Here is a 16,239-nt window from a genome sequence, read left to right as displayed (position 1 = left end):
GGCAATGCCTCTCAGGATTTTTCGGGAACGTGTGTGTCGTGCGCAGGCGGGGTTGTCGGTTCCGATGGGCTCGACGGAAGGGGACGTAGGAAGAGCGCGAGGACGACTACGAGGTAGACGACCCATGCGACGGCTTGCAGGACGGTCGGGTCCGGGCGGAAGTTGAAGATTCCGGCGAGGACGGTGCCGTACCAGGTCGACGGGTCGTAGCCGGGTGTCAGGTTGAACGCGAGATTCGAACCGCCCGGCAGGACGTTTCCGGTCTGCAGAGCGCGAACACCGTACGAGAGGATTCCGGCGGCTACGACGATGAGGAAGATCGCCGTGTACCGGAAGAAGGTCGTCAGGTTGAGACGGAGGGCGCCGAAGTACATGGCGACGGTCAAGACGGCGGCCAGGAGAATTCCGAGGAGCAGTCCGACCAACGGCCAGGAGCTGCCTGCGGTGTTCTCGGCGTAACCGACCATGAGCAACGCAGTCTCGACGCCTTCACGACCGACCGCGAAGAACGACAGCGACAAGATGGCGACGGGTCCGGCGATCAACGCCTTCTCCATCCCCGCTTTCAGATCTCCGGAAATGTTTTTGGCGGCCGTGCGCATCCACAGGACCATGATCGTGACGATGACGACGGCGATCAGGGAGGCAACGCCCGCGATGATCTCCGCGGTCAGGCCGTCGACCGTCGACGTTCCGTAGTGGATCGCGAAGAAGATGATCGCCACCATCGCGACGGCGATCGCGACGCCGAGCCACACCCATTTCAGTGCGTCCTTGCGCTGGGCCTTCACGAGGTAGGCGGCGAGAATCATCACCACGATGCCCGCTTCGAGGCCTTCGCGCAGACCGATCAGGCCACTGCCGAATAACTGGGTGGCAACTGATGGTGTGCTCGCGGCAGCGAGTACCGACACGGGCACGGGCGACTCCTGACTGAGTGAGTGCAACAGCTTCTGACGAACGCATGAGGCTAGGCCAGCCTTAACTCAGAAGAAGATACTCCATCATCGACAGTGAACCATGCTCTCACCTGTACTTTTGCTGTTCTTTACCAATGGATTCGGGAGTAGTTCACTCGCATGTGGATGATGGAGGGGTGTACCGAACTCCCGCAGCCCGCAGAAGTCCCCGGCGTCTCTCGCGAGCCGTAGCAGCAGTAGCTGCCGGAACAGCTTTGCTGGGCGCAGGCGTCGTGGCTTGCGGATCGAACGAACCGAAAGTAGCCATTCCGGAGGGCATACCCCCAGGTACCGGCTCTCCGACGCCGCCGATCGACATCAATGCTCCCGGCCGCAGTGCTGATCAACTCGCCGACTGGGCAGCGGGATTGTCGGACGACATCGGGATCGGGACGACGGCACTCGAGGCCTACGGGTACGCCGCTGCGGTCATGGCCGAGACGCTTCCCGGCTGCGGAATCGGGTGGACAACTTTGGCCGGTATCGGCAGCGTCGAGAGCCGCCACGGGACCTACGACGGCTCGTCGGTCGACGCGTTCGGCCAGGTTGCTCCGATCATTCGTGGAATCCCCCTCGACGGTGGCCCGGGAGTTGCCGAGATCCCCGACACCGACGGCGGGGCGATGGACGGCGATCCAGTGCACGACCGTGCGATGGGGCCCATGCAGTTCATCCCCGAAACGTGGCTCAAATGGGGAGTCGACGCCAACGGCGACGGCCGGGTGGACCCCGACAACATCGACGACGCTGCCCTCACGGCCGCCCGCTACCTGTGTGCACGCGGGGGAGACCTCACTTCCGCTGCCGGATGGCAGCAGGCACTGATGGCGTACAACCTCTCGGGCGACTATCTCGCACTCGTTCGTGATCGTGCGTCGGCGTATTCAGTCGGGGTACGGCCGGACTGACGGTGATCGATCCGCAGGTCGGACCCGTGACCGCGCGTCGATAAAGAAGCCTTCGGCCCGTGCGGTTAGGCTGTGTGCTGGCACTACAGAGGTGCTGGCACTGCAGAGGCCCAGCCGCGATCGTGGTCCTCTTTCGACCGGAGGGGTCGGAGCCCAAGTGTCAAGCACGCAGAGCGTGCCCCAATGCGAAGCCCATTCGAAGGAGAACCACACAGTGGCCAGTATTGAGCAGGTCGGAGCTCGCGAGATCCTTGATTCCCGTGGTAACCCCACGGTTGAGGTCGAGGTTCTGCTCGAAGACGGAAGTTTCGCCAGGGCTGCGGTGCCGTCCGGCGCTTCGACCGGTGAGCACGAAGCCGTCGAACTGCGCGACGGTGGCGCACGCTACGGCGGAAAGGGCGTCGAGAAGGCCGTGGAGGCTGTGCTCGGCGAGATCGCTCCTGCCATCATCGGCATCGACGCAACCGAGCAGCGCACGGTCGACCAGGCGCTGCTCGACGCGGACGGCACCCCGGACAAGTCGCGTCTCGGCGCAAACGCTCTGCTCGGTGCCTCGCTTGCCGTGGCTCGCGCCGCCGCCGAGTCCTCGGGCCTCGAGCTGTTCCGCTACGTCGGTGGCCCCAACGCTCACGTTCTCCCTGTCCCGATGATGAACATCCTCAACGGTGGCGCGCACGCAGACACCGGCGTCGACGTCCAGGAGTTCATGGTTGCTCCCATCGGCGCACCGAGCTTCAAGGAATCGCTGCGCTGGGGCGCCGAGGTCTACCACTCCCTGAAGTCGGTTCTCAAGGAGAAGGGCCTCTCCACCGGTCTCGGCGACGAAGGCGGATTCGCGCCCGACGTCGCTGGCACCAAGGAAGCACTCGACCTCATCACGATCGCCGTGAACAAGACCGGCCTCAAGCTGGGTACCGACGTCGCGCTCGCTCTCGACGTCGCTGCCACCGAGTTCTACACCGACGGCACCGGCTACAAGTTCGAGGGCAAGAACCGTACCGCGGCCGAGATGGCGGCGTTCTACGCCGAGCTCATCGACGCCTACCCGCTCGTTTCCATCGAGGATCCGCTCGACGAAGACGACTGGGACGGCTGGGTCGCACTCACCGATCAGATCGGCAACAAGATCCAGCTCGTCGGCGACGACCTCTTCGTCACCAACCCCGAGCGCCTCGAAGAAGGCATCGTCAAGGGTGCGGCCAACGCACTCCTGGTGAAGGTCAACCAGATCGGCACCCTGACCGAGACCCTCGACGCCGTCGATCTCGCTCACCGCAACGGCTACAAGACGATGATGAGCCACCGTTCCGGCGAGACCGAGGACACCACCATCGCCGACCTCGCGGTTGCCGTCGGCAGCGGCCAGATCAAGACCGGTGCTCCGGCACGCAGCGAGCGCGTTGCCAAGTACAACCAGCTGCTGCGCATCGAGGAAAACCTCGGCGACGCAGCACGTTACGCCGGCGAGGTTGCGTTCCCGCGCTTCGCTTTCGAGGCCTGACGGAAATCTAAGATTCAGTAGTGTCTGCACAGCGCGGTAAGCCACGATCCCCCGGCGGAAGTCCGGGGGGTCGTGGTTCCCGTCGTGGGGACACACCGTCGCGTGCGCGTCGGGACAGTGCCCGACGCCCACGCGTGTCGGAACCTTCGGTAGATCCGGAAGCAGTCGATTCCGCTGTGACAGGCCCCGCGCAACCGGGGGTCTCCGCCGAGAAAGCGTCGGCGCGAGGGTCGAAGTCGGCCCGGGGGAAGAGCGGAACCAACAAGTTCTGGTCTCGGCTTCCGAAGTCGGACAACACCATTTTCGGCTTGTCCACCAGTCGGGCAGTTGTGCTCGCGATGGTTGTGCTCATGCTGGCGCTGACACTGGCAGTGCCGCTCCGTACTTACATCAGCCAGCGTTCGGATGCCGCGCAGGTGGCGGCGGAACGTCAGGTACTCGAGGAAGAACTGCGAAAGCTGCAAGGGCAGAACGCGCGCTTCGACGACCCTGCGTACATCGAAGCTCTTGCACGAGAACGCCTTCGGTACGTCAAACCGGGCGAGACCCCGTTCCAGGTTCAGCTTCCCGGTGACTACAAGGAACCCGAGAAGAAGCAGGAAAAGGAAACACCGCTCACAGGTCCGTGGTATCGCGATCTGTGGCAAACGATTTCGGAACCGCCAGTGGTTCCCGAGACGACGACACCGGCCCCGATGCCGTTGGCGCCGATAGAGCCAGAAGAACAAGGAGTACCCACCGGGTGAGCAACACGTCCGAAAATTCCCCACAGGTTTCACAAGCGGATCTCGACGCCGTTGCCGCTCAATTGGGCCGTGAGCCACGCGGAGTGATCGAGATCGCGTACCGCAGCCCGGACGGTCAGCCGGGCGTGGTCAAGACCGCCCCCAAACTTCCGGACGGAACACCGTTCCCGACGTTGTACTACCTCACGGACCCGCGACTGACTGCCGAAGCGAGCCGTCAGGAATCCGCCGGCGTCATGCGTGAAATGACCGAACGCCTGACCCAGGATCCGAAACTTGCCGCGGCCTACCGACGGGCATACGAGTCGTACCTTGCCGAGCGGGACGCGATCGAATCTCTGGGAACCGACTTTGCCGGCGGTGGGATGCCGGATCGTGTCAAGTGCCTGCACGTGCTGATGGCACATTCGCTTGCCAAGGGACCCGGCGTCAATCCGCTCGGTGACGAGTCCGTCGCGTTGGCCGGTCACGGAAAGCTGCGCGGCACTGCAATTCCCGCGGACTGGCCTGGCATCGACGATGCCGACAACACCGACCGGTGACTCGCCGTGTCGCCGCAGTCGATTGCGGTACCAACTCCATTCGACTGCTGATCGCGGACGTCGGCGCCGACGGTCGTCTGGTGGATGTCCGGCGCGAGATGCGCGTCGTGCGACTCGGTCAAGGTGTTGATGCGACAGGGACATTCGCGCCCGAGGCCATCGAACGCACCCGGGTCGCGCTGGTCGAGTACGCGTCGATGATCGCCGATGCCGGAGCAACCGCCGTTCGCATGGTCGCCACCTCGGCTACTCGCGACGCTGCGAATCGGGAAGACTTCTTCACGATGACGCGGGACGTGCTCGGCGCGGTGATTCCCGGATCCGGAGCAGAGGTCATCACCGGCGACGAAGAGGCGCGCCTCTCGTTCAGCGGTGCTGTGGGAGAACTCGATCCGTCGGAGGGCCCCTTCGTGGTGGTCGATCTCGGCGGCGGATCCACCGAAGTTGTCCTCGGCGAGGCGTCCGGCGTCCAGGCTGCGTACTCCACCGACATCGGCTGTGTGCGCGTCACGGAGCGGTGCTTACCGTCGGATCCGCCTACAGCAGAGCAGGTTTCCGAGGCGACGGCTTTCGCGACCGCGAAACTTGCCGAGGCGTTCGAGGCCGTACCCGTCGAGAAGGCGCACACGTGGGTGGGTGTCGCTGGAACCATGACGACGCTGGCCGCGATTGCTCAGGAACTTCCGGAGTACGACGCCGAGAAGGTGCACCTGTCGAGGATTTCGTTCAATCAACTGTTCGACGTGTGCGAGCGTCTCATTGCTATGCCTCGGGTTGATCGTGCTGCCTTCGGCCCGATGCATCCGGGGCGGGTGGACGTCATCGGCGGCGGAGCGATCATCACCACGGTGCTGGCTCAAGCGTTCGAAGCCAAAGCCGGGATCACCGAACTGGTTGTCAGCGAACACGACATACTCGACGGCATCGCGATGTCGGTAGCTCAGACCGACCCGATAGTCTGATCCTTGCCGCACCCGACCCGTCGGGTGCGGCAAGGCCCCCATAGCCCAATTGGCAGAGGCAACGGACTTAAAATCCGTCAAGTGTCGGTTCGAGTCCGACTGGGGGCACCACGTAGATCCTCCTGCACATTGAATCGAAAAACCCCGCTCGTCCTCTTCGGGCGGGCGGGGCTTTCCGTGGAGCAGCGACTGACCACCAAGTGGCTACTGAGCCCAGACGGTCGTCCCTGCAGGAGCATTCAGCGTGTTGACGAGATCGATGCCGGCTACGACAGCCGCGCCGCCGCCGCCGAGGATCGTTCCGGCGACACCGCCGATTCCGGCGCCTGTTGCGAGGCCACCCAGGCACAGTGCCGCGGCGACGGGGAGTCCGACGATGGTCAAGCCCAGCGGAGCGCCGACAGCGCAACCGATTCCGGCGCCGACGATGGTGCCGAGCAGGCTGCCGACCTGAGTGCCGAGTCCGAGTTGGCTCTGGAAGTGCGCAATCGCCCGATCATTCTCCTCGGGCGAGGCGACGGGCGTCCATTCCTTTGCCGCAGGCGCACTCTCGGGTCGAGGTGTTGCCTTCGCAGAATCGGTGATCGGTGTCAGCGTGAGGGTCTTACCGTCTTCACTGATCGTGCGATCGAAGGGGAACTGTAGATCCCCGAGGTTGTATGCGAGAGGCAGGGAAACAAGGTCGGCTCCCTTGCTGTCCTGCAAGACGACGGACTTGCCGTCGCCGGACACCTTGAACAACCCGGCGTCGATGGTGGTGACGATCGACTTGTCGACGACCTTCGCTTCGTAATTCACGTCGGTCGACGGATCAGCTGATGCGATCCCTGTTGATGCTCCGACTGCAGCGACCGCTAGAGCAGTCACAGCCGCCTTCTTGAAGAAACCCATAGTTCAACCCCGTGTTCGCCTGCGTGTGCTCGCAGAAACTCGACAACTTCGGACATTGGTAAACCCCCGACAAAGCCTTCGTATTAAAGCAGACCGAAGTGACGGAAGGGATAGTTGCGCTCGGGCCGACCGGAAGCAGCCGGTGTAATCGAATGTGCAGCGTGCAGTATCAAGTTGTCGAACATGTGTGCGAAAATGTGGAGATGCGGTTGACCGAGCAATCCCCGGACTGCTGCCCCAACGGACACCGGCTCACGGCGAACACATGCCTTGTCGGTTGGGAGGTCTGCGGGTGTGCCTCGACGGAGAATGGCGGACACAGGACCCATTACTGCAGGCGATGTGGTGAAACTGTCCGGACGCCGGAGTGTGTCGGCGTGAATCCGCAGAAAAGTCGGTGGAACTGAAGTGCTGTTACATTGTGTTTCAAAGAGATTCGCGAGAGCCTCACCCGGCGGATCGGTGCCGGGTGAGGCTTGTGGATCAGGTAGGCGGGGCGACGGGTGCGTCGCTGCTTCCTCCCGAGCTCCCGCTCGACGAGCCGGTGCCGAACAGTAGACCGAAGAAGCCGGAGATTGCGCCGAAGAAATCGAACATGGGCGAGCCTTTCGCGAGGACGAATGCGGTCACGACAAGTGGCCGACTTGTGGTGGTGTTCAGAGAAGTTCCGTCGACATTGACGGCAAAGGCGTCGGACGAAGGCCGACTGCCGGATGAAATGTACGATTCGTCCCGGTTTGATACAAGTCTTTCCCGAGTAACAGTTACTTGAGGCTTAAATTATCGGGGGTGCCCTGCCTGATCTGGGGTGCCTGCCTGATCTGGGGTGCCCTGCCTGCTTGGGTGGGGCAACCAGGCAGGGCAGTGGTTGGCCGTCCCTCTCAATACCGACCTACGGCGAACCATCGGCGTTGAAACTACCCACAGTTCGTGACGTGCGCCACTTACGTACCGGTACCTTCGTTAGCCGAGGTCGGACGTTGCGGCGAAGGCGGTCGTCGACGTCCCCGCGGGGACGTGGTTCATCGAGAAATCGCGGTCCCGATCAGGGTTGACGACGCTTGCCAACAGGAGCATGGCGGCGACAAAGAGAACTCCTGCGGCGAGGTAGGCGATTCTCACGGGCAGGCGCGGGCGTCGATCTGAATTCGTGGACATTCACGTTCTCCATCGGTGCATGTTGGACGAACGCCTAGTTTAACGATCAACTAATGAAAGGGTGCGAACAGTGACGCAAGATACGAAAAGGCCCTCGATCTCGGGGGAAATCGAGGGCCTTTCCGGTCGAACGTCGGCGTCGCCAAGCACATAGCGTCACCGACCCACTATCGGTGTCGAGCGTGACCCCGCATGTCCGACCCCACTTCTCGACACTATCCAGTAACTTGCGACATTGTGGATGATTCGGACATTGTCATTCGGATGGGGGAGATCCCGTCCGCAGCCCCTACTTTCGTCCGGCAGCCCATTTCATTCCCCAGTTGTAGGCCCGATCGAGATCTGACTGACTGCCGTTGATGTACTGAACTTCACGGGTCACCGTCACGCCCTGACCTGAACTCTGGATGAGAGCGATTGCGCACAGTCGCTCCTGGTTGCTGGCGGAGTCGAGTCGCACTTCCACCTCCGGCCCGTTGGTGGGATACAAGGTGACGACGCCGTCCACCGCCGCCCAGTTGGGAGCGCCGTCGTAGATCATCGCGAAGATCAGGATTCGCCGGAAAGCGCTTGGGTCACCAAGATTGACGTGCATGTTCTCGCCGCCGGTGTTCGCACCACTGCGGTCGTCGCCGTCGAGGGAGATGTAGGGCGGAGAAGTCAGTGAACCGAAACTGTTACCCAAGGCCTGAACTACTCCCTTGGACCCGTCGGCAAGTTCGTAGAGGCATCCGAGGTCCAGGTCGACCGCACCAGAGCCTGCGCCGGCGAGCTTGGCGAGAAAACCGGTCTTCTTCGGTGGTGCCCCCTGTGACCAGTTGAGGTTCACGCGCATATTGCCTTGTCGTTCACCCGCCTTCGCGAGGTTGACCGTCGGCGCCGATTTTGTGAGCGTGATCTTGCTCAGGCTGACCGGTGCTTGCGACGGAGTGGACTCGCCGGAACGTCGGGTGTAGTCGATTGCCATCGTGATAGTCCTTGTCTGAACTCGAATGAGTCCGATCGTGTTACCCGTCGAGGAATCTCCACCGACGTGATCGGCGATCTCCGGCCATTGTCCCTCATGTCTGATTTCAACCCATAGGCATCAAACTTGCGGCGCCAACTTGCGGCAGACCAGCAGTTTGCTGATTACTGTGTCTGTGGGCAGACGCGACTCCGAAATAGGGTGGACGCACTGGTTGACACGGCAACGTCCAATTACGGAAGAATTGCTGAGTCGGACGTCCGATTCAATTGCGTCGTGGGAGCGGGAGGTAAGTGATGCCAGTCCTGTCGCTTCTGCAACCCCGCCAGAGAGAAAGACTGACGCCCGCCCAACGTGATGACGTAACTCGTGAGCAGATAGCCGTTACCTTCGGCGTGCTGCCATGGGCCGCTGCCGTCCACCTCGTCGTCACACTCGGGCTGACGTTGTATGTAATTCCCCCGGACGGCGGACCGCTGCCGCGTGTGTGGCCATTGCTGTCCGGCGTGATCGGGTTGGTGGGGATGTGCGTGGGTCTCGCCATTCATTTCAACCTGATCACACCCACGTACCGGATGTCCTACGCGTTTCTCATCGTCGAATTTGCTGTAGTCGGGATCCTGTATTCCTCGCTCGCCCTGGTCCTGTACCCGATCCTGGACGATTCCGGCGATCTGATCCTGATAGCGGTCACCACATCGATCACCGGTGCCGGAGCCGTGGCCACCGCGATGTTGCGAGTGGTGGGGGTCACCTGGGTCCTGTCCAATCTGATAATCCTCGGGGTGGCATTCTGGCTTCAGCCGGGACCCGAGTTCGAACGAATTCTCATTGGAATGATCGCCTATGGCGCGGCTCTGATCGGCGGCACGATAGTGGTCTCGGGCAACCTGGAATCTCGCTATCGAGCTGAATTGAGCGCCGCGTCGGAACGATCGGTCGTGCAGATGCTTCTCGACGACTTCGAAGGCAACGCCGGGGACTTCGTGTGGGAGACGGACCAGAAAGGCAAGTTCAACCGAATCCCGACGCGGCTCGCGGTCGAAGCGGGGCTGGACTCCACCGAGTTGCAGGGAACGGCGTGGCAGGACCTGTTCATGGAGTTGGGCACCCTACGGATCCCCGGCGGGATCGATGCGCTCATGGAGTTGCAGCAGGCCCGCCACACGAAGACCGCATTCGTCGACGTGCTCGTTCCGGTCCGAGTTCACGGTGAAATTCGGTGGTGGCAGATCTCCGGACGCCCGCGCCCCGGCCGTACACCCGACGAGTTCGTCTGGCGAGGAGTCGGTTCCGACGTCACGGAAGTAAAACTGCAGAGTGACGAGATCGTGCGGATGGGTCGTGTGGACGCACTCACCGGTATGCCGAACCGGCACAGCTTCTGGACCGAGCTCGAGCGACTGCTGCGCGAGCCGTACACAAGCGAAAGTGGTCTCGCGTTGGCCATGCTCGACCTCGACAACTTCAAGTCGGTCAACGACACACTGGGACACACCGTTGGCGACGCGGTTCTGCGAGAGGTCGCGGATCGCCTGTCCGAAGCCGGCGGGGTGTCACAGTTGTTCGCACGTCTGGGGGGAGACGAGTTCGCGGTTCTTTTCACCGATGTGGGTGACAGCTCACAAGTTCGTACTCTGCTCGGCCGCTACATCGAAACTCTGCACGAGCCGATCACAGTGGCCGGTACGCGGTTGGAGATCGGATGCAGCATCGGGTACTACCTCCCCGACGAGCTGCCGTCCTCCGCCGACGAGATGATGGGCGCTGCGGACCTGGCCTTGTTCGCGGCAAAGGAATCCGGGCGCGGTGCCGTACGTGAATATCGAGACTCGATGAAGTCCGTGGCCGATCGGCGGGCCCGCCTGCTCGAAGATCTGGGAAACACTGTCGCGGAGAAGGACCTCGAACTCGAGCTGTTGCCCAGGATCGACGTGGTTTCCCGCGAGATCGTGGCCGTGGAAGTCCGCGTGATCTGGCACAACGCCCGCCTCGGTGCCGTTACGTCCGCCGAATTCATGAGCGTCGCAGACGACACCGGTTTGGCGTACTCACTGGGGACTACCGTCTTCGAGTTGGCCTGCGAGGCGGCGTCCCGCCTTCCTGATCACCTGCGGGTAGCCGTCGCGGTATCGACGCGTCAGCTCGAATCGGATTCCTTTGTCGTCACGATAGGGGACTCGCTTCGACGATCAGGTGTCAGTGCACATCAGCTCGAGCTCCAACTCAACGAATCATCGGCGATCACCGACGAGTCCAAGTTTGCGTTGCACGCCATCGCGGACATGGGAATCGCGCTGACCGTGGACGAGTTCGGCGCCGGATTCTCCTCGCTCGCATCACTGTCCGGCCTTCCGTTCACCCGAGTCCGGATAGAGCGCTCCATTTCGGGTGCAGTGCCTGGTGGACGGTCGATCCTCGAAGCTGTCGTGGATCTGGTCGACGCGTTGGGAATGGAGGTCGTCGTCTCGGGAGTCGACGGTGAGGAAGACTTGAAGTCCGTGGCCGCTGCAAGGGTGAGGACTGTTCAGGGATACATCGCCGGCGGAGCCATGTCGGTCGACGCGGTCGCAGCGGCGGTAGCAGGCCGACGTGGGTGACCCGGCAGTACTCCGTAGGCGTCGCGTCGGGACGTCGGTGCGCAAACTCGGTCGCAGCGGCACGGAACAACACCTCTCGGATTACGATCGCCGTCGCCTACTCGATCGACGACTGCGGTTCACCGCGCGCGTACTGCCGTGGTCGTTTCTGACCGCGGCGGTTGCCTTGTCAGCGATCGTGGTGCTTCTGCCGGTGGATGCCGGATGGTTCACCTTCGCCTGGTCGAGCGTCATGCTGTTGTCGAGCGCTGGATTCAGTGTGTATTGGCTCCGGCGCTCGCGTCTCGGCGTCTCCGAGTCCCAGACCACCGAACTGGTGGTACTCACAGTCGAAATCATTGTCTGGGGAGTGCTCCTGGCGTGCTTGGCTCTCGTTCTCTTCCCGATGCTCGATCCTCGTGACGAGTTGGTACTGAGCTCGACCTTGATCGGTGGGATCGCGGTCGGCGTGTTTCCCACCATGATGTTTCGCGGAATCACTGTGGTCTGGATCAGCCTGGTGGGAGTCGGGTTGGCCGGGGCGTTCTGGACGGAACCGGGCACATCGCGTTTCGTGCTGATCGGGGTGCTGGTCGTCTTTGTAGGTTCGCTCTACAGCGGAACTTTGCTGTTGGCCAAACTTTTCGAGAGACGGCTACGCGCCGAACTCATAGCCGAGGACGAACGAGATCTCGTCGAGTTGTTGCTCAACGATCTCGAAGACGGAGCACAGGATTGGCTCTGGGAGACCGATTCGCGCGGTATCGCCAGTACCGTGTCGTATCGATTCGCCGAGCAGGTCGGTTTGCCGGCAGCACAGATTCGGGGCCGCACAATGCACGAGATCCTGATCGGGATCGGCGCGTCCCGAACAGATGTGGGCAGGAAGTCCCTTGATCTCCTCGCCGCGAATTTTCAAGCCGGGACGGCGTTTCGGGACCTCACCATGCAGGTCGTCGTTCGGGGCGATACTCGCTGGTGGTCGATGTCAGGTCACCCGGGCAGTGGCGATGGGGCGACCTACGGGTGGCGCGGTGTCGGATCCGATATCACGCACTCGTATCACCAGCGCCAGAACATCTTGCGATTGGCAGAGATCGATTCGTTGACCGGTCTCAGAAATCGGTACAGCTTCAACGCTCAACTGTCTTCGCGGATTCGGGACGGACACAGGGTGTGGCTGGCAATTCTGGATCTGGACAACTTCAAGTCGATCAACGACCGGTTGGGACACCACATCGGAGACGACGTGCTTCGCGATGTTGCCGGCAGACTGCACAGCGTTCTGCGATCGAACGAGATCTGTGGCCGACTGGGGGGTGACGAGTTCGCCATCGCCTTCGACGACCTAGCCTTCGACGACATCGGGAGTGCAGATGAGGTGGAAAAGAGATTCCAAACGATTCTCGACTCATTCGAACGACCATTTTCACTGGTCGGCAACCAGATTCGCATTCGTGCCAGTCTGGGGTACGGCTCGATGCCCGACGATGCCGACAGCCTCGAAGACCTGGTGATTGTCGCGGACCTCGCGCTTTACCACGCAAAGGAGAGCGGTCGGAACCAGATTCGCGCCTTCGATGCGACTTTGCGGGATCGTGCGACGGGTAGGGCCAGGGCATTGTTGGATCTTCGTCGTGCGTTGATCGACGAAGAGTTCGAGTTGGTTTATCAGCCACAGGTCTCGGCCGCGACGGGAGTTGTTGTCGGGTTCGAGGCTCTGCTGCGGTGGAACCATCCGACTTCAGGTCTCGTCTCGCCGGGAGACTTCATTTCGGTCGCCGAGGAAACCGGCTTGATCGTGCCGATCGGTGCAGGTGTTCTGAGGGCTGCCTGCACGGCGGCGACAACGTGGCCGGAGGACATTCGGGTTGCCGTCAATGTTTCTCAGGTGCAACTGCGTTCGAGTCGATACGTCGACTCGGTACGCCGGACACTGATCGAGGTGAACCTCCACCCCAGCCGACTCGAGATCGAGGTGACCGAATCGTTGGTCATCGACGACGCCGACCGAGATGTGTTGGTACAGCTCTCGGCGCTCGGCATCGCCATTGCGATGGACGACTTCGGCACCGGGTTCTCCTCGGTTGCCAGCTTGGCCCGGCTGCCGCTCGATCGGTTGAAGATCGATCGGGCGTTCGTCGCACCGCTGGACGCGGATCCCTCGAATTCGAGGTTCGCTGTCTTGCGAGCCGTCATCGCGATTGCCAAGTCTCTGGGGCTGGACACCGTCGCCGAGGGCGTGGAGACGGAGAGGCAGCGCGCGATAGTGACCGAGTGCGGATGTGACGTGATCCAGGGGTACCTCGAGGGAATGCCGATACGGGCAGCCGAGATTCCGCACTATTTGAATGGGCGACTCGGCGGTTCGAGCAGGTGGGGTGTCGCGGCTACCACTGAGTGAGAACTTTGCGCCCGTTTTGCCGATCGATGTGTGACGGTACGCCGAAGTGCTTCACATCGAACTGCAGAAGGGTGTCTTCGTGGTGGTCGGATCGGCGTACTCCCCAGGGCCGATGTTGGTGGGTAAGAAGGCAGTGGTCACAGGCGGTTCCCAGGGAATCGGCGCAGCGATTGTTCGAGCATTTGCATCGCATGGCGCGTCAGTTCTGGTTGTCGACGTGGCTCCTCTTGGCGACGTCGAATTCGACTCGGCTGCAGGTGGTTCGATCAACTATCTCGAGTACGACGTGCGGACGCGGGAAGTCCCCGCGGCGTTGACCGAGTTCGCGCCGGACGTCCTGGTGAACAACGTGGGTCATTTCCTGAACCCGCCGACAGAGTTCACCGGTACGGATCCCGGTTTCTGGTCCGAGGCCGGCAGCATCAATTTCGATCACGTCGTGCGTCTGACCCATGCCCTGCTTCCCGGCATGATCGACCGCGGTTTGGGTGGATCAATCGTGAACCTGACGACGGTGGAGGCGCATCGAGCGATCCCGGGCCACACGATGTACTCGGCATACAAGGCCGCGCTGACACAGTTCACCAGAAGCCTTGGTGTGGAGATCGGTCGAACCGGAGTGCGCGTCAACGCCATTGCCCCGGATCTGATCGAGTCGGTACAGGTGCCGTATCGCACGATCGTTCCTGCCGACGACTGGGACAAGTGGCCGGGGTGGGCACCGTTGGGCGGACCGGGCCAGCCGGTCGACATTGCCGGCCCCGCACTGTTCCTGGCTTCCGACCTGGCGAGATACATCACCGGAACCGTGATCCACGTCGACGGCGGCTCGCACGCTGCCGGAGGCTGGTTCCCCACAGAAGAGGGTGGCTGGACCAACCGGCCCCGAAAGGCTTGACACATGACAACTTTCAGTCTGAACGTTCCCAACTTCGGCACCACTCTCGCGGAGGACTCCTACGCGAAACTCGTGCAGGTCTGTCAGAACGCGGAAGCTGCCGGCTTCGACCGGGTCCTCGTCACCGATCACGTGGTGATGGGCTCGGACAACTCGGCGTACACGTGGTCGGCGTTCCCCACCGAGCCCGACGCCAACTGGCTCGAGCCGCTGACCGTCCTGGCTTTTGTTGCCGGACAGACGAAGACAATTCGCTTGGGGACCGGAATCGTCATCGCGGCGCTGCGCGGGGGAGCGGTACTGGCCAAGACGGCCGCGACACTCGATCTGCTCTCCGGGGGCCGACTCGACCTGGGCGTCGGAACAGGTTGGCAGGAACGTGAATACGAGGCGGCAGGTATGGACTTCGGTAAAAGGGGACCACTGCTCGACGACGCTCTCGCAGTGTGCCGGGCCCTGTGGAGTTCGGCGCCGGCGAGCATCGACACCCCTCGTCTGAAGTTCGACGACGTGTACTGCGCGCCCCGTCCGGCCGCTGGAATCCCGATCTGGGTGTCCGGTTCGCTCTCCAAGGCCGTTGTACGACGCGTCGCAACCTGGGGTGACGGGTGGATTCCGATCATGGGTGCCGCGGACGACGACCTACGTGAAGGGATCGACGTCATCGGCAAAGCGATGGCGGATCTCGGACGCGATCCAGCGGAATTGCAGGTCCGTGGGCGACTGACCGTCGTACGCGGGTCCGACGGTTCGATCGACCTCCCGGCGACGATGATCGGCGCCGAGCAGCTGCTCGAATCCGGTGCCACCGATGTGCTGGTTGCGCTGGCAGCAGTAGATCCGGATCCGGATGCGGCGATGGCAGAGTTCGGCGAGCTGGTGTCGGCCTTCGCAAAGGTGACCCGCTGACGATTGCGTCGAGGCGGTAGTTCTATCGTGCGAAGTATTGTAGTGCAGCCTGATCGAGGAGAGAACACATGACCGAGAGCATCGTCGTGGATACGAGCCTGGAAGCGTTGCTCGACGCCCGGATCAGCTGCCGCGCCTACGAGGACCGTCAGGTGCCACGTGAGGTGATCGAGGAGATCCTTCGGCTGGCGCAGAAGACGCCGTCGTGGTGCAACACGCAACCGTGGCAGGTCGCGATCACCGAAGGGGAGGGCACCGAGCGATTCCGCGCCGGCCTCGGTGAGTACGTGATGGCCAACGCCCAGGAGTCGGACTTCGAGTTCCCGCGCGCGTACCAGGGCATCTACAAGTCGCGTCGGTTCGACTGCGCGATGGCGCTGTATTCGAGCGTCGGAATCGAGCACGGTGACCGCGCCGGATCCGCGGCACAGACGATGAAGAATTTCGAGCTCTTCGGCGCTCCCCACGTCGCGATCATCACCACCGACGAGGCATTGGGCACCTACGGCGCAGTCGACTGCGGGTTGTACGTGAACAGCTTCCTGCTCGCGGCCCAGAGTCTGGGGGTCGCCACCATTCCGCAGGCGGCGCTCGCGGGCAGCTCCAAGTTCATTCACGAGCATTTCGGTATCGACGACACTCGCAAGGTTGTCTGCGCGATCTCGTTCGGATACCCCGACGCCGACCACCCGGTGAACGGATTCCGCACCGAACGCGAAACCGTCGACAACGTCGTGCAGTGGATGTCGAACTGACAGGGATGTCGAACTGATCACCTGCTGGTCGGGGGATTGAGTGTTGCGTAGTTCCACCTG

Annotated in this window: 14 protein-coding genes and 1 tRNA gene; 11 read left to right on the top strand and 4 right to left on the bottom strand. The window is 62.3% G+C overall.

Features of this window, described 5'->3' with window-relative positions:
• Positions 1 to 11: 11 nt before the first annotated feature.
• The gene (gene efeU / locus RA302_RS20825) at positions 12 to 914 is read right to left on the bottom strand and encodes an iron uptake transporter permease EfeU (RefSeq protein WP_003946279.1); all 903 of its coding nucleotides are present in this window, start codon (positions 912 to 914) and stop codon (positions 12 to 14) included.
• A 140-nt stretch (positions 915 to 1,054) separates the two neighbouring features.
• Between efeU and RA302_RS20820 the strand changes: the two genes are divergently transcribed.
• The 6 genes from RA302_RS20820 to RA302_RS20795 all read left to right on the top strand — a co-directional run bounded on the left by RA302_RS20820 (position 1,055) and on the right by RA302_RS20795 (position 5,729).
• On the top strand, positions 1,055 to 1,867 hold the full coding sequence (locus RA302_RS20820; protein ID WP_116058051.1) for a lytic murein transglycosylase: 813 nt from the start codon (positions 1,055 to 1,057) through the stop codon (positions 1,865 to 1,867).
• Between the two features lie 214 nt (positions 1,868 to 2,081).
• Positions 2,082 to 3,368 carry a phosphopyruvate hydratase gene (gene eno, locus RA302_RS20815; RefSeq protein WP_003946309.1) on the top strand — a complete coding sequence of 429 codons (1,287 nt, stop codon included), beginning with the start codon at positions 2,082 to 2,084 and terminating at the stop codon, positions 3,366 to 3,368.
• 176 nt (positions 3,369 to 3,544) lie between these two features.
• Complete coding sequence (locus RA302_RS20810) at positions 3,545 to 4,114, top strand: septum formation initiator family protein (RefSeq protein ID WP_231915783.1); 570 nt, start codon at positions 3,545 to 3,547, stop codon at positions 4,112 to 4,114.
• Positions 4,111 to 4,656 carry a DUF501 domain-containing protein gene (locus tag RA302_RS20805; RefSeq protein WP_054827653.1) on the top strand — a complete coding sequence of 182 codons (546 nt, stop codon included), beginning with the start codon at positions 4,111 to 4,113 and terminating at the stop codon, positions 4,654 to 4,656. Before RA302_RS20810 ends, RA302_RS20805 begins: the two co-directional genes overlap by 4 nt.
• Positions 4,653 to 5,618, top strand: a complete 966-nt coding sequence (locus RA302_RS20800; RefSeq protein ID WP_070162436.1) for a Ppx/GppA phosphatase family protein — start codon at positions 4,653 to 4,655, stop codon at positions 5,616 to 5,618. Before RA302_RS20805 ends, RA302_RS20800 begins: the two co-directional genes overlap by 4 nt.
• Before the next feature lie 34 nt (positions 5,619 to 5,652).
• Positions 5,653 to 5,729, top strand: a tRNA-Leu gene (locus RA302_RS20795).
• Positions 5,730 to 5,822: 93 nt separating this feature from the next.
• On the opposite strand, the gene RA302_RS20790 is transcribed toward RA302_RS20795, so the two are convergent.
• The 3 genes from RA302_RS20790 to RA302_RS20780 form a co-directional block, all read right to left on the bottom strand.
• Complete coding sequence (locus tag RA302_RS20790) at positions 5,823 to 6,509, bottom strand: hypothetical protein (RefSeq protein WP_007728826.1); 687 nt, start codon at positions 6,507 to 6,509, stop codon at positions 5,823 to 5,825.
• Positions 6,510 to 7,472: 963 nt separating this feature from the next.
• Positions 7,473 to 7,667, bottom strand: coding sequence for a hypothetical protein (locus RA302_RS20785; RefSeq protein ID WP_007728824.1), 195 nt, complete (start codon positions 7,665 to 7,667; stop codon positions 7,473 to 7,475).
• Positions 7,668 to 7,956: 289 nt separating this feature from the next.
• Positions 7,957 to 8,634, bottom strand: a complete 678-nt coding sequence (locus tag RA302_RS20780) for a tellurium resistance protein TerA (RefSeq protein WP_007728823.1) — start codon at positions 8,632 to 8,634, stop codon at positions 7,957 to 7,959.
• Between the two features lie 296 nt (positions 8,635 to 8,930).
• On the opposite strand from RA302_RS20780, the gene RA302_RS20775 reads away from it, so the two are divergent.
• The 5 genes from RA302_RS20775 to RA302_RS20755 all read left to right on the top strand — a co-directional run bounded on the left by RA302_RS20775 (position 8,931) and on the right by RA302_RS20755 (position 16,179).
• Positions 8,931 to 11,234, top strand: a complete 2,304-nt coding sequence (locus tag RA302_RS20775; protein WP_256261857.1) for an EAL domain-containing protein — start codon at positions 8,931 to 8,933, stop codon at positions 11,232 to 11,234.
• Positions 11,227 to 13,617: an EAL domain-containing protein gene (locus tag RA302_RS20770; RefSeq protein WP_007728817.1), complete on the top strand. Its 2,391-nt coding sequence runs from the start codon at positions 11,227 to 11,229 to the stop codon at positions 13,615 to 13,617. The genes RA302_RS20775 and RA302_RS20770 overlap by 8 nt, the downstream gene beginning before the upstream one ends.
• Positions 13,618 to 13,663: 46 nt before the next feature.
• Positions 13,664 to 14,515, top strand: a complete 852-nt coding sequence (locus tag RA302_RS20765; protein ID WP_070162432.1) for an SDR family oxidoreductase — start codon at positions 13,664 to 13,666, stop codon at positions 14,513 to 14,515.
• Between the two features lie 3 nt (positions 14,516 to 14,518).
• Positions 14,519 to 15,424, top strand: a complete 906-nt coding sequence (locus RA302_RS20760) for a TIGR03619 family F420-dependent LLM class oxidoreductase (protein ID WP_050657062.1) — start codon at positions 14,519 to 14,521, stop codon at positions 15,422 to 15,424.
• 68 nt (positions 15,425 to 15,492) lie between these two features.
• Positions 15,493 to 16,179 carry a nitroreductase gene (locus tag RA302_RS20755; protein WP_003943290.1) on the top strand — a complete coding sequence of 229 codons (687 nt, stop codon included), beginning with the start codon at positions 15,493 to 15,495 and terminating at the stop codon, positions 16,177 to 16,179.
• Positions 16,180 to 16,239: the final 60 nt, after the last annotated feature.

This window comes from Rhodococcus sp. DN22, assembly GCF_036669995.1.
GTDB lineage: Bacteria > Actinomycetota > Actinomycetes > Mycobacteriales > Mycobacteriaceae > Rhodococcus_F > Rhodococcus_F erythropolis.
Note: the sequence above shows the minus strand (reverse complement) of the source record. Positions and strands in the feature narration are given on the sequence as shown.

Coding starts and splice junctions, on each gene's coding strand:
- RA302_RS20820 (WP_116058051.1), top strand. CDS start 1,055: ATGGATTCGGGAGTAGTTCACTCGCATGTGGATGATGGAGGGGTGTAC.
- RA302_RS20790 (WP_007728826.1), bottom strand. CDS start 6,509: ATGGGTTTCTTCAAGAAGGCGGCTGTGACTGCTCTAGCGGTCGCTGCA.
- RA302_RS20785 (WP_007728824.1), bottom strand. CDS start 7,667: ATGTCCACGAATTCAGATCGACGCCCGCGCCTGCCCGTGAGAATCGCC.
- RA302_RS20780 (WP_007728823.1), bottom strand. CDS start 8,634: ATGGCAATCGACTACACCCGACGTTCCGGCGAGTCCACTCCGTCGCAA.
- RA302_RS20775 (WP_256261857.1), top strand. CDS start 8,931: ATGCCAGTCCTGTCGCTTCTGCAACCCCGCCAGAGAGAAAGACTGACG.
- RA302_RS20760 (WP_050657062.1), top strand. CDS start 14,519: ATGACAACTTTCAGTCTGAACGTTCCCAACTTCGGCACCACTCTCGCG.
- RA302_RS20755 (WP_003943290.1), top strand. CDS start 15,493: ATGACCGAGAGCATCGTCGTGGATACGAGCCTGGAAGCGTTGCTCGAC.